General features: G+C 63.7%; 8 protein-coding genes and 1 tRNA gene. 5 read left to right on the forward strand and 4 right to left on the reverse strand.

The window, feature by feature from the left end; all coding sequences use genetic code 11:
- Positions 1–7: 7 nt before the first annotated feature.
- Positions 8–475, reverse strand: coding sequence for a thioredoxin-dependent thiol peroxidase (bcp, locus tag IRI77_RS26760; protein WP_194448055.1), 468 nt, complete (start codon positions 473–475; stop codon positions 8–10).
- Positions 476–581: 106 nt separating this feature from the next.
- Here bcp and IRI77_RS26765 point away from each other — a divergent pair.
- The 3 genes from IRI77_RS26765 to IRI77_RS26775 all read left to right on the forward strand — a co-directional run bounded on the left by IRI77_RS26765 (position 582) and on the right by IRI77_RS26775 (position 2,375).
- Positions 582–658, forward strand: a tRNA-Asp gene (locus IRI77_RS26765).
- A 109-nt stretch (positions 659–767) separates the two neighbouring features.
- Positions 768–1,064 (forward strand): DUF3467 domain-containing protein, encoded by a 297-nt coding sequence (locus IRI77_RS26770; RefSeq protein WP_194448056.1) that lies wholly within the window; start codon positions 768–770, stop codon positions 1,062–1,064.
- 6 nt (positions 1,065–1,070) lie between these two features.
- On the forward strand, positions 1,071–2,375 hold the full coding sequence (locus IRI77_RS26775; RefSeq protein ID WP_194448057.1) for a hypothetical protein: 1,305 nt from the start codon (positions 1,071–1,073) through the stop codon (positions 2,373–2,375).
- A 40-nt stretch (positions 2,376–2,415) separates the two neighbouring features.
- Here IRI77_RS26775 and IRI77_RS26780 read toward each other — a convergent pair whose 3' ends face one another.
- Positions 2,416–4,464 carry a fused MFS/spermidine synthase gene (locus IRI77_RS26780; RefSeq protein ID WP_194448058.1) on the reverse strand — a complete coding sequence of 683 codons (2,049 nt, stop codon included), beginning with the start codon at positions 4,462–4,464 and terminating at the stop codon, positions 2,416–2,418.
- A 170-nt stretch (positions 4,465–4,634) separates the two neighbouring features.
- Here IRI77_RS26780 and IRI77_RS26785 point away from each other — a divergent pair, with 170 nt between their 5' ends.
- Positions 4,635–5,564: a hypothetical protein gene (locus IRI77_RS26785; RefSeq protein WP_194448059.1), complete on the forward strand. Its 930-nt coding sequence runs from the start codon at positions 4,635–4,637 to the stop codon at positions 5,562–5,564.
- 21 nt (positions 5,565–5,585) lie between these two features.
- Here IRI77_RS26785 and IRI77_RS26790 read toward each other — a convergent pair whose 3' ends face one another.
- Complete coding sequence (locus IRI77_RS26790; protein WP_194448060.1) at positions 5,586–7,997, reverse strand: glycoside hydrolase family 127 protein; 2,412 nt, start codon at positions 7,995–7,997, stop codon at positions 5,586–5,588.
- A gap of 257 nt (positions 7,998–8,254) precedes the next feature.
- On the opposite strand from IRI77_RS26790, the gene IRI77_RS26795 reads away from it, so the two are divergent.
- A complete protein-coding gene (locus IRI77_RS26795) occupies positions 8,255–10,612 on the forward strand; it encodes an ATP-binding protein (protein ID WP_194448061.1) in 2,358 nt (785 codons plus the stop codon).
- A 9-nt stretch (positions 10,613–10,621) separates the two neighbouring features.
- Here IRI77_RS26795 and IRI77_RS26800 read toward each other — a convergent pair whose 3' ends face one another.
- Positions 10,622–13,081 (reverse strand): ABC transporter permease, encoded by a 2,460-nt coding sequence (locus tag IRI77_RS26800; RefSeq protein ID WP_194448062.1) that lies wholly within the window; start codon positions 13,079–13,081, stop codon positions 10,622–10,624.
- Between the last annotated feature and the right edge of the window lie 104 nt (positions 13,082–13,185).

A 13,185-nucleotide genomic window follows, 5' to 3' on the forward strand; every position in this document is an offset into this window, starting at 1 on the left:
AGCAGGATTAGAGAGCAGCCAGGGCGGCCAGGACCTCTTCGGTATGGCCGTCCACTTTCACCTTGCGGAAGATCCTGGCGATGCGGCCTTCCTTGTCGAGGATGAAAGTGGAGCGCTCGACACCCATGTAGGTCTTGCCGTAGTTGGTCTTTTCGACCCAGACTCCGTACTTCTCGGCGACGGCGTGGTCTTCGTCGGCAAGCAGCGTGAAGTTGAGGCCGTACTTATTCTTGAATTTCGCGACGGCGGCCACCGGATCGGGCGAAGCGCCCAGGATGACGGCGTTGTTCGTCTCAACGCGGGGCAGTTCATCGCGGAAGCTGCAGGCCTCCTTGGTGCAGCCGGGGGTGTCGGCCTTGGGGTAGAAGTAGAGGACTACGTTCTTGCCCGCCAGGGAGCTGAGCTTGAGCTTCTCGCCTGCGTCGGTGAGAAGGGTGAAGTCGGGGGCTTTGGAGCCTTCTTTGAGATCGGCCATATCGCTCTGTAGGATGCGGCGCAATGGGGCGGAGGATGCCGAAAATCACCGGCCGGATTTGGCAGGAGGCGGGCGGCATGTTATATTCAGAATTGTCCGCAAGAGCGGGGACGTAGTTCAGTTGGTTAGAACGCCGGCCTGTCACGTCGGAGGTCGCGGGTTCGAGCCCCGTCGTCCCCGCCATTCCCTTTCCTGCAAAGCCCTTCGGGGCTTCCCCTTCATTCGTTTCTGATCCCACATCTTCGATTGTGTGCGCGGCCGCCGTGCGTCCAATTTGTTAGGATGAGGGCCTATGCTCCCCAATCAGAATCCGCCTGCGCTCAAGCTGGAATCCGCTGCCGACTACCGGGAAGGTTATGCCAATAGCGTGCAATTGCGCGCCAGCCTGTGGGACTTTTTCCTGATGTTCGGCACGGTGCGGCAGCAGACCCCGGAAGCAGTCACGATCCAGAACTTCCAGGGTGTCTACCTGAGTCCGCAGCAGGCGAAGGCACTGCTGAATGTGCTCGCTACCAACGTCCAGCAGTATGAATCGACCTTTGGCGAGATTCGCTTGGAACCGCAGGGCGATGCGAGCGTGATCCAGTAGACGTTCATGCCACAGCGGGCGCGGCCGACAACCTACGTCTACTTCTTCCTCATCTTCCTGATTGCGCAGTTTGGGATCCACGCCACGCTGGTGACCATGCCCTACTTCTGGGACGAGGTGGGCTCGACCGTGCCCGCGGCCCAGGCGATGGGTCACCCGGGGGCCTTTCCGACTCCAGCCGTTTCTCTTTATCTGGCTGGGGTTTGGAAACTGTTTGGGGCTTCAGAGGTGTCCACGCGGTGCGGGATGCTGCTGCTTTCGGCGGTGGCCATGCTCGGCATATTCCTGCTGTCGATTGAGCTGTGCGGATCCCTGCAGGGGGCTCCGGCGATCATGGTGGCGGCCCTGACGGCCTTGTCGCCCCTGTACTTCAGCCAATCGGTGCTGGCCCAGACCCCTATCCCGGCCGCGCTCTGCATGGCCTACGGCTTATGGTTCTATCTGACCGGGCGGAGGGTGGTGGCCGGCCTCTTCGGACTGGCGCTGCTGTGGGTGCTCTTTTCCAGCCTGCCCGCGATTGGGTGGGGCCATGTGATCCCGCCTCGTCCGGCGGACTTCGTTGTGATGACGGCACGTCGCTTTAGCTCGCTGTTTTTGGCTAATTTTCACTTTCTGGGGACGATCGGCCTGCTCATGGGGCTGCGATCGGGGCGCTTGAACCGGACACGCTGGAAGTTCGCCGGCGGAGTGGCGGGCGTCTATTTCCTTTCGCTTTGTGTGGCGGCGCCCGTGTTGGACCGCGACCTGGTGCCGGTGCTGCCGGTGTTCTACACCGCGGCCGTGGTGGGCTTCTACAGCTATGCCTCGAAATGGAGGATGGCGTTGCCTGTGGCGATGCTATGCGGGTTCCTGGCCTGTCTCTGGTTCGCTCCGCCCTTCTGGTCCGACTCGATCGAGAACAGCCTGGCGATGTCGGATTTCTCGGACATGCAGCGGATGACGGCGGCATACCTGGAACAGAACGCCAAGGGGCAGGTGGTCGCGACGGCCTGGCCGCTCTCGGTGGTGTTGAAGGATCCGCAATTCGGCTTTGTCGAGAAGCCCGTACGGGTGATGAGGCTGCCGGATTTCAGTGCCACTTGCCTGGCCAAGGTGGAGAAAGACAGCGCCGGGATCCTGGTCCGCTATTCGCGGAGCTGGGATCCACCGCGGAACATCCTGCCCATTAACCGCGCAACGCGCTGGTTCGGACGCCGCTACCTGGGCTATCAGCTACCCATCGAACCCGACGAGATTGAGCGGAAGCTGGGCCTGCACCTGGCGGCCAGTTGGCAGAAGCGTGGGCAGTGGGTGGAGATCTACAGCCGGTAAGCGGCGGTCCCCCGGTTAAGGGGAGCCCGCTAGTGTGCGCCTACTTCAGAACTTTGTAGATGTTGGAGTAATCGTCCGTCCAGACAGGCAGCCACGGCGCGGGCTTGGGCGGTTCGCCCGCCTTCTTGAACTCGGGCCGGTCGAGCAGGTCCTTGTTGCCGGTGATCAGCACCCAGGTGGTGCCGTAGCACTTCTCCTGCTCATCGTCATCGGTTTCCACCACGAGGGCGTACTTGCCGATCGAGTTGGCGGCGCGCTCCAGCACCGGCTTCAGGTCGATGTAGCGGTTGGAGATGTGGATGGCGAGGGCTCCGTCGGGTTTCAGGTGGTGGAAGTAGAGGAGCATGGCCTCGCGCGTCAGCAGATGAACGGGGATGGAGTCGCTGGAAAAGGCGTCGACGGCGATGGTGTCGTAGTTCTGCACCGGCTCGCGCTCGAGCGACAGGCGGGCGTCGCCCATATCGATCTCGATCAGGCCTTCGGCTGACTTGAGATACCAGAACTGCTCGTAGGCGATCTTCTTCACGAGAGGATTGATCTCGTAGAAGCGGTACAGATCGCCCATGCGGGAGTAAGAGGCGATTGTGCCCGTACCCAGGCCGATGACGGCGACGCGCTGGACGCTGCCGATGGAACGGGCCTGCATCACCAGTCCCAATGCGGTATCCGGGCAGTAGTAAGTTGCGATCTCCTTGCGGCGCGCCGGGTGGGTGTACTCTTCGCCATGGTTGATGGCGCCGTGGACGAGGGAGCGGTGGCCATCCCAGTCGTACATGCCCTCATATTGCTTCACGCGCAGCTCGCCATAGAAATTGCGGGCCACCAGGATGCTGTCGGAGACCATTTCGCGCATCTCGCGGGCGAGGCCCCCGATGATGAGCGCTGACAGCGTGAACAGGGCGATGGCGGGCCAGCCGAGCAGATCCTTGCGGAAGGGCCAGTCCTCGTCACGGAACAGTACCAGGGCGGCGATACCCACTGCGCAGGCGAGCGAAAGCGGCAGTTCGTAGTTCGCGTTGAAGACGTAGGGCGCGATGAGGGCCACGAAGACGCCGCCGATGGCTCCGCCGATCGACACCATCAGGAAGTAGCCGGTGAGGAACTTGGGATGCGGTTTCAGCCGCGCCAGTTCGCCGTGGCAGCACATGCAGATGATGAAGAACGACAACGAGTACTCGACGATGCAGATTCGCACGTCAGGGCGGGCCGAGGGGTCGAGCCGCATCAGCCAGGCGATGGCGCCGATGGCGAAGGGCAGGGCGGCCAGGAAGTAGATGCGGCGGTACCAGCCTTCGGCATCGAAACACAGGATGAAGGTGAGCAGGTAGAGCGCCAGAGGGAGGATCCACAGGAAGGGAATGGGTGCGAGATCCATGCTCATGTGGCTGGTGAGCGAGAGCAGCAGCATGGAAGGCACGGCGGAGAGGCCGATGGCCATGAAGTAAAGCGAGCGGGTGGGCGGCTGGGGTGCCGGCTCTTCCGGGGCGGCGACCGACTCGGCCACCACGGCGGTGCGGTAGCTGCGCCATCCGGTAAAGATACACAGCACGGCGAAGATGGCGAAGCCGCCGCTCCAGACGTAGGCCTGGTGATGCAGCGTGAGGTTCGGCTCAATCAGCGGAGGATAGCTGAGCAGGGCGAGCATGGAACCAAGGTTGGAGAGAGCGAACAGGCGGTATGGGGTGGCTCCGGGATTGGATTGAACGTACCAGGCCTGGATGAGTGGGCCGGTGGTGGAGAGCAGGAAGTAAGGCAGGCCGATGGTGGCGGCGAGCAACCCGAGGATGCGGAACGTGGGGGCATCCGGAGTAAGCGGCTTCCACGACGCGGAGGGCGTAATGGGAAGCAGTGCGAGGCACACCAGCAGCAGGCTGGCGTGGAGTATCCATTGCTGCTTCGGCTTGAGCCGCTTCACCAGGCCGTGCGAATAGAAATAACCGAGAAGCAACGCCGACTGAAAGAAAAGCAGGCAGGTGGCCCACACGGCGGCGGTGCCCCCAAACCAGGGCAGGATCATTTTGGCGATGATCGGCTGGACCTGAAACAGCAGAAAGGCGCTGAGGAAAATGGTAAGAGCGTAGAAAAGCATTCGGAATGTACGATTCTACGGTATTCGGGCAGCTCTCATGGGCGTATCGGACGATGGCAGTGGGATCGGGCGGGCCGGGTCCGAAGCAGCCGGCGCCCGCAGCGAACCTCAGATCCCTAGAAATTTGATCCGGTTTTGAAGCTGGTGCCGCGTTTACGGTGGGAGCTCAAATGAAACGCAACATCTGGCTGACGCTTGGATTCGGCGCGCTGATCACGAGCAGCTACGCCTGGGACGGCGCCCTGCTGCGCCTGGGATTGAAGGATGCGGACATCCAGCGCATCGCCGAGCAGGAGTGCCGCAAGGACTACCTGGGGGAACTGCCCTATGGCACCAGTACGGCCCGCAAGGCACTGAAGGGCATGACGGAGGAGGAGCGGGCGCAGGCCGTGCGCGAGGTGGCCGCCGTGGCGAAAGCCCTGGTCCTCTCACCCGCTTTCGAGGCGGCGCACGACGAGTACATCAAGAAACGCTACAACGCCGTCAACCATGGCCTGAAGATCCAGAGCCAGGAAGAAAAGATAAAGGCGGCGTCCAAGAACCCCGACGCGATGATGGCGGACATGCAGAGGCAGGTGGGTATCCAGATGGCCAAGTCGTACAGCCAGATGGATGCGGCGAGCCTGAAGCTGATGTTCGACCAGGATCTGGAGAACTGGAAGCAGAGCGCGGCGGCGACAGGCAGCGACGCCGCGAAATATAAGAAGATCCTGGCGAAGGGAAACTCGTTGAAGGCGCTGCAGCAGAGCAATCCGGAGGAGTTCCGGAAAGGCTATGCCGTGCTGAAGAGCAGCGAGTTGGGCGGCCCTGACAATTGGGCGGACCTGCAGGCCGGTGGAGACGCCGCGGCCAAGGAAGAGCAGCAGAAGAACTACAACCAGTACGCGTTGCATCCGGTGCTGAAGAAGAAACTGGCGGAGTTTGTAAAGCTGGCGCGCAGCGTCGACTATGAAGCGCAGACCACGACGGCAGGAGTGCGGAAGTTCGTCAAGCCGGACTACGAACGGCGTCCGAACAACTGGAAGCTGCTGTTCCGCGTGGGCAAGGCTCCGTCATTGGCCGCTGCCCAGGTGGCCGAGCAGATGATGAAGGAACTGTGAAGTCGCGTGGGAGTGGAAGGTCTAGCGGACCTTCCACTCCTGCAGGCCGGCTGACCAGTTGGGCTGCAGGGTCACTTCCAGGCGGAGTGCCTGGGTAGTGACGGGCTGGAACGTAATGCGATTGAAAGTGTCCCTGGCGGTCCCGAAGCCGGCCGCGCCTTCCACCGGCACCCAGGCATCGCCCTTCTTGTAGAGCAGTCGCCACGAAGCGGGTACGCGCACTTCGCCATGGCCAGTGTCGTCGAACCAGTAGATCTGGCTCTCCGAGACCGTGGCGGTTTTCTCAAATGCCAGTTCCACCCACTCCGTCGTGCCCTTGGTGGGCCACCAGTCGAAATAGGAGGAGGGATCACTCGAGGATTCCGGCTGTTCCCCATCGATCATCGTTTTGGGGTCTTTCTTGCCGGAGGTAGTGATCCGGCTTGTGGTGGCTACCGTTGGGTATGGCAAGGGGCGGGCGGCGGCATCGTTTACGGGCAGCCAGACGGTCATCTGGCCTTTGCCGCGATTGGCCCAGGCAAAGTAAGGGATGGCGGTGAAGGGCTGCGATTTTCTGGTGACGCGGCCCTGGGCATCGTAGGCGAGGGCTTGGGCGGTGCTGCGGATCACGGTGACTCCGCCCAACAGTTCAGGCTTGAACTCCGCGGCCAGGCTGGCATGGACGGGCAGCACCAGATTACGGACGCGGCCTTCGGGGTTGTCGGGCCACTCCGCGGTATAGACGAGAGGACCACGCTGCAACGCGACACGGCCGCGGTCGGCGGCAACCTGGTCGTTCGCCAGCACGCGGCGAATGGGCATGGGCAGGTTCAGTTCGATGACGTCGCCGGCGCGCCACGTGCGATCGAGCGCGACATAGCCGCTCACGAGCTTCATGGGGACGGGTTGGCCGTTCACCTTGATGCTGGCGGCGGGCGCGGACGGCTCGGCGAAGCGGTAGAGATCGCTGGGAACGGCTTCCCCGCGAGCCCAGCCCGGGATCCGCACGTTGACGCTGAAGGCTCCCTGCCTGGCTGGCTCGACCGTGAGTTTCACGGCGCCCTCCCAGGGGTAGCGGGTCTGCTGGGTAACCTTCACCTTGCCCACTCCCTCCAGGTCGATGCCGGCGCTGCTGGCGGCAAAGAGATTCACATAGAGGGTGGAGCCGTGCTGGGCGTACATGTAGCCCGGCAGGGAGGCGAGGAAGCGGGTGATGTTGCCGGGACAGCAGGCGCAGCCGAACCACGGGCTGCGGGCGTGCTGGCCGTTGGACTCGAGGGGATTGGGGTAGAAGAACGTCTTGCCATCGAGCGACACACCGGAGATGAGGCCGTTGTAGAGAGTGCGCTCCATCACATCGATGTACTTGGCATCCGCATGCAGCAGGAACAGGCGGTGGTTCCAGTAGTCGTTGCCGATGGCCGCGCAGGTCTCGTTATAGGCGCTCATGTTGGGCAGTTCGTAGGCTTTGCCGAACGCCTCGCCCGCGCCGGTTGCGCCGATGCCGCCCGTGATGTAGAGCTTGCGGGAGACCACGTTTTCCCAGATGCGATCGATCGCCTGGACATAGGCCGTGTCGCCGGTCATGGCGGCGACGTCGGCCATCCCGGAGTACATGTAGGTGGCGCGCACGGCGTGGCCCACGGCTTCGGTCTGGTCGACGACTTTCACATGCGACTGGTTGTACTCGCGGCCGCCGCCCTTTTCCGGGCCGGGCCCGCGCGTGTCCAGCAGGAATTTGGCCAGCTTCAGGTATCGCTCCTCGCCGGTGATGCGGTAGAGCTTGACGAGGCCCATCTCCGTGATCTGGTGGCCGGGCCAGATGGCCTGTTTGCCGGGACCGAAAGTTCGGTCGAGCAGGTCGGCTGTTTTGAGGGCGATGTCGAGCAGGTTGCGTTTGCCGGTGGCCTGGTAATGGGCGGCGGCGGCTTCATAGAGATGGCCCAGATTGTAGAGTTCGTGGCTGTCGACACCCTCTGATTCCCAACGGCGCGGGCTGGACCACTTGTGAGGGTGGTCGGGGTTCATGGTCCGTGCGGTATAGAGATAGCCGTCCGGTTCCTGGGCGGCCGCAATGTGTGCGATGAGAGTATCGAGATAGGCGTCGAGCTTAGGGTCGGGCTGGACGCTGAGCGCATAGGATGCGCCCTCCAGCACTTTGTAAATGTCGGTGTCGTCGAAAGGAAAGCCCGGGATCTTATCGCTGAAACCCTGGCCCTGCAGAGCCTTGGCTGCGCGGATGAAGTTCTCCACCCGGTCGGTCTCTTCGCATTTCTCGAAGGCGAAGGGAATGGTGACGGCGCGGTTGACCTCGATGCGGGGCGCCCAGAAGACGTCGTTGACGTGGACCGCGGTGAAGGGCACCGGCTTGACAGGGTAATCGTGCTGGGCCGCCACGGGGCAGACGAGCGACAGGACGGCGGGGATGGCGAGGAGAGTCCGGCTGGCTTGCATGCGCTTGCATTATGTCATGCGCCAGGACGGTTCCGAGCCGGAAATGCGCGGCGGACCTGGTTTCCCCTGCATCTGGGCGGGACTGCGTGACCGGTGGATGAGCCCAGTCTATTGTTGCCACGCATACACTGGGCGCAATAGACTGTGAGGTTATCGGATTCGACCTGATACAGCTGGCGAAAGCTTTGCTTAGTTTTCGCAACACCGCCGGCCTGTGCAGAGGGGCACTTTGCTGGGGCTCCCGTCGTGCGTCCACAGTGCTGGCGCTCTCTTTCCTGCTGACCTTCGTGGGCTATAGCGCGGAGCGTCCTCCGCTGAAACATGTGCTGTTCCTGAACTCTTATCACGAGGGCTATGAATGGAGTGATGAGGTGCTGCGCGGAATCCGCTCTGCCGTCGTCGGACAGGCGTTCCAGGTGGAGATCTGGACCGAGAACATGGACCGGAAACGGGTATCCGGCGACGGGCCCACGCTGGCCTTCAGGACATTCCTCGCGAGCAAGTACCACGGCCGCAAGCTGGACGCGGTGGTGGCGTCGGATGACGACGCGATCCAGTTCATGAAGCAGCACGGCACTGATGCGTTCGGGGCGGCTCCCGTGGTGTTCTGCGGCCTGAACGATTGGCCGCTCGCCGATCAACTGCCCCGCGCGCAGTTCACGGGTGTACTGGAAGATTTCCAGGTGAGTGCGATTCTCGACCTGGCCTTGAAGTTCAACCCAGGTGCGGGTGCGGTTTGGGTGGTGAGCGACAACTCACCGCTAGGCAACCATCAGAAGTCGGGCTTCGAGCAGATTGCGGCGCAGCGGCCGCGGTTGCGATTCCAGTTTGTGGATGGAGCCGAACTGACCCTGAATGAGATTGTGTCTCGCATGGGCAAGGTGGACAAGAACGACATCGTCATTCTCACCGCGTTCACTCGTGACAGGACGGAGGAATATCTCGAACGCGCGGAGGCACAGCGGCGCATTGCGCAGGCATCGGCGGGTCCCGTTTACAGCCCCTCCATCAGCGCGCTGGGCCAGGGCATCGTCGGGGCCAACGATAACGCAGGGTTCGCCCATGGTTTGATTGCCGGCCGGAAGCTGGTCCAGTTGCTCAACGGCACTCCGCCCGATCGCATCCCCATCGAGAAGCACGCGCGAGAGCGGTATGTCTTCGATTACGCGCAACTGGTCCGATTCGGATTTGAGGACCGTGTTTTGCCGGCCGGCAGCCGGATTCTCAACCGTCCCGGTTCATTCTATTCGGACAACCGGCGGGCGATCTGGCTCGCGGCCAGCGCCGTGGCGGTGGAAGCCGTGATCATTTTGTTTCTCCTGGTGAACATCCGGCGCCGCCGGGCGGCGGAACTGGCGTTGGCGGGCCAGGCGGGCGCGCTCGCCGCGGCGAATGAGGGACTGCACAGCGCCAATGCGGCGCTGCAGGCCGAGATCGAGGAGCGGGAGAAGGCCGAGGGCCGGGTACAGGCGATCCAGGAGCAGTTCTGGCAGTCGCAGAAGATGGAAGCCGTGGGCCGGCTGGCCGGTGGCATCGCGCACGATTTCAATAATCTGCTGACGGTGATCAGCGGTTATGGGCGCATGATCCTCGACGGCACGCAGCCGGAGTCGACTCCAGAGTGGGTGGAGCAGATGGTGAAGGCGGGCGATCGCGCGGCGGCGCTCACCAGCCAGTTGCTGGCCTTCAGTCGCAAAAATCTGATTCAGCCCAGGGCCATCTCGCTGAACGAGGTGGTGCGCGACACGCTCAGCATGATGCAGCGGATCCTCGGTGAGGACGTGGCGCTTTCGACGAGCTTGCAGCCGGGGTTGCCCGCCGTGATGGCCGACGCGGGACAGGTCAGCCAGGTTCTGCTGAATCTGGCGGCCAATGCGCGGGACGCGATGGCGGCCGGCGGCCGGTTCGAGATCGGGACGTCCGCGGTTGTGCTGGGGGCCGGCTACGCGCGGGAACACGCGGAGATCGAGCCGGGCCGTTATGTGGAGCTGTCGGTGAGCGATACCGGCATTGGCATGAACGAGGAGACGCGCCGCCGCATCTTTGAGCCGTTCTTCACGACGAAGCCGGTGGGGCACGGAACCGGGCTCGGGCTGGCCACGGTGTACGGCATGATCAAGCAGGCAGGCGGGTCCATCTGGGTCTACAGCGAACCCGCTGAGGGCACAACCTTCAAGATTTACCTGCCCGCCCTGGAAACAGGGGCGGAGCCTCTGCCCAGGCCGCAGGCACAGGTGGCCGCGCCGTCAGGAAGCGAGGCGATTCTGGTTGTCGAGGACCAGGACGAAGTCCGGTCGTTCATGGTCACCGTGCTGGAAGCGCATGGCTACCGTGTCCTGCCCGCCAGCAGCGGCGAAGAGGCGTTGCGGCTGGCAAGCCAACCCCCTGGCCGCATCGATCTGCTGCTGACGGATGTGGTGATGCCCGGCATGAACGGGCGCGCTCTGGCGGAGAAGCTGGGCGAGCAGTTGCCCGGCTTGAAGGTCCTGTATACGTCGGGCTACACGGAGGCGGTGATCGTCAGCCGTGGCGTGCTGGAGCCGAATCTGGCCTATCTGGCGAAACCGTTCGCGCCTGACGACCTTCTGCGGATGGTCCGCCAGGCGCTGGATTGAGGCTGGACGCTATTCGTAACGCAACGCGATGACGGGATCGACACGCGTGGCACGCAAGGCCGGCGACAGGCAGGCCAGCGCGGTAACAGCGAGCAGCAGGACGCTCATGCCGATGAACGGGAGCGGGTCGAAGGCTCCCACGCCGTAGAGCGATCCACGCAGCAGCCGGCTGAGGATCAATGCGCCCGCGGCGCCGATCCCGACCCCGGACACGCCCAGAATGAGCCCCTGCCGCAGCACCAGGCGGAGCACGTCGCCCTGCAGCGCGCCCATCGCCATCCGAATGCCGAACTCGTTGGTTCTCTGCGCGACGGAGTACGCCATCACGCTATAGATGCCGAGGGCTGCCAAACCGAGAGCCACGGCGGAGAAAAGCCCGATCAGCAGCGTCAGGAACCGCGGGCGTGCCTGGGCTTTCGCCATGACTTCGGTCATCGGCATGACGGCCGAGACGGGCAGCGCCGGATCGAGCTCCTGGATGACCCCGCGCAGCGCGGAGACCATCTGGACCGGGTCGCCCTGGGTGCGCGCAACCACGGAAGCCGAACGGAAGTTGCCTTCGGTCTGGGGCATCGGGAAGTAGAGTTCCGTGCCGGCCGGCTTATCGAGCCCGGCGTTCTTCACGTCCGCTACGACGCCCACGATGGTTCTCCAGGGGTCGTCGAAGCCGGGCCGCATGCGCTTGCCGATGGGGCTTTGGCCGGGGTAGTAGATGCGCGCCAGGGTTTCGTTGATGATCAGCACCGGCTGGCTGGCCGCCCCGTCGCTCTCGTTGAAGAAGCGGCCTTCCACGAGCTGGATGCCGAGGGTGGAGAAGTAATTCACGCCCACGCCGTTCCAGTAGTCGATGTTCTGGATGGGCCCGCCCTGCTTTTGCACGAAGCCCTCGATCTGCGTATCGTTGGCATTCACCGGACGGATGGGCGGCAGGCCATTCACCACGGCTGCATTCAAAACGCCGGGCAGGGTCCGCGTCCGCTGCTCGAGTTTCGCCCAGAAGGCGAGGATGTCGGCGGGTTGGCGGTAGAGCTCTCGCGGCAGTGCGACGCGCAGCGTCATGACATGCTCGGGCTGGACGCCGCTGCGCACGGTCTGGAGTTTCCAGAAGGCGCTCATCATGAGCCCGGCGCCGATAAGCAGCACCAGGGCGAGCGCGATTTCAGAGGTAATCATGAGCCGCCGCAGGAAATGCGCTTCGCGGGTGGCGGTAGTGCGGCCTCCGGCTGCCTTCAACGTCTCGGCCAGCGGCCTGGGCAGCGATTGGACCAGGGGCGCAAAGCCGAAGAAGATGCCGGTGAAGATGGAGATGCCGATGGTGAAGGCCAGCACCGTTGGGTCCACCCCGATCTCCGTCGCGCGCGGCAGGCTGGCGCCGGCGGCGGAGAGGATCAGCTTCAGGCAGCCGAATGCAAGGGCCAGGCCCGCCACTGCCCCGCCCAGCGAGAGCAGGATGCCCTCGACCACGAACTGGCGGATGAGGCCCGCCGTGGAGGCGCCCATCGCCCGGCGCACGGCAATCTCGCGCTGTCTGGACTCCGCCCGGGCCAGCAACAGGTTGGCGACGTTGCCGCAGGCGATGAGAAGCACGAAACCCACGGCGGCGAACATCGCGAGCAGGGCGGGTTTGACGCTGCCGGTGACCTCTTCCTGCAATCCGAACATCACCAGGGGGTGGCCCTCGGGGTCGAGCATGTGCTGGTTCGGGGTGGCGCGCTCCTTTTGGCCGGTGGCCCGGACGTATTGCGCAGCCTCCTGGCGCGCCTGCTCCAGGTTGGTGCCCGCCTTCAGGCGGCCCAGCAGGTTGAAGTTGTGCCCGCCGCGATTGCCGGGCCGCGCCGGATCGAGCTGCAGCGCGCTCCACATCTCCGCCGGTTCCGTTTCGCCGGGCGGGTACTGGAAGCCTTCGGGCATCACCCCGATGACGTTCGCCTTCCGGCCGTCCAGCCAGACCTCGCGATGCAGAATATTGGGATCGCTGCCGAACGCCCGGTTCCAGAGTCCGGCGCTGAGGACCACGGCCGGGTTGGCTCCGGGGACGTCGTCGGATGGCGTGAGCACGCGTCCCAGCCGAGGCTGCACGCCCAGCGTCTCCATCAGGCCGCCGCTGACGAATCCGGCCACGATGCGCAGCGGCTCATTGGAGCCGGAGAGGTTCACCCCGCCCAGCCGCCAGGCGTCGATCGACTGCCAGCTTCTGAGGTCGCGCCGCAGCTCCAGGAACTCCGGACCGGAAGTCCAGAAGCGCCGCAGGCCGCCATTTGGGAACTTGGGGAACTCCGTGTAGATGCGCGCCAGTCCATCGGGGTTCTTGTAGGCCAACGGGCGTAGAAGGACGGCATTCACCACGCTGAAGATCGCAGTGGTGGCGCCAATTCCGAGCGCCAGGCAGGCGATCGCGGCCAGGGCGAAACCGCGGCTGCGGGCCAGTGAGCGTACTGCCAGACGAACTTCAGACACGAGGTTGGGCATAGTGGTTCTCCACTTATATACGAAGGGCCAGTGGCGTCAGGTCGGCAAACATGTAAAATGTCATCGACCGTGAATCGTTCAATCGCAGCGAGGGTCTGTCGAAA

Source organism: Paludibaculum fermentans, from assembly GCF_015277775.1.
In the GTDB taxonomy this organism is placed as follows: domain Bacteria; phylum Acidobacteriota; class Terriglobia; order Bryobacterales; family Bryobacteraceae; genus Paludibaculum; species Paludibaculum fermentans.

What these genes read in the sequence shown, in the direction of transcription:
- IRI77_RS26800 (WP_194448062.1), bottom strand. Translation starts at nt 13,081, where the DNA reads ATGCCCAACCTCGTGTCTGAAGTTCGTCTGGCAGTACGCTCACTGGCC.
- IRI77_RS26790 (WP_194448060.1), bottom strand. Translation starts at nt 7,997, where the DNA reads ATGCAAGCCAGCCGGACTCTCCTCGCCATCCCCGCCGTCCTGTCGCTC.
- IRI77_RS26770 (WP_194448056.1), top strand. Translation starts at nt 768, where the DNA reads ATGCTCCCCAATCAGAATCCGCCTGCGCTCAAGCTGGAATCCGCTGCC.
- IRI77_RS26780 (WP_194448058.1), bottom strand. Translation starts at nt 4,464, where the DNA reads ATGCTTTTCTACGCTCTTACCATTTTCCTCAGCGCCTTTCTGCTGTTT.
- IRI77_RS26785 (WP_194448059.1), top strand. Translation starts at nt 4,635, where the DNA reads ATGAAACGCAACATCTGGCTGACGCTTGGATTCGGCGCGCTGATCACG.
- bcp (WP_194448055.1), bottom strand. Translation starts at nt 475, where the DNA reads ATGGCCGATCTCAAAGAAGGCTCCAAAGCCCCCGACTTCACCCTTCTC.
- IRI77_RS26775 (WP_194448057.1), top strand. Translation starts at nt 1,071, where the DNA reads ATGCCACAGCGGGCGCGGCCGACAACCTACGTCTACTTCTTCCTCATC.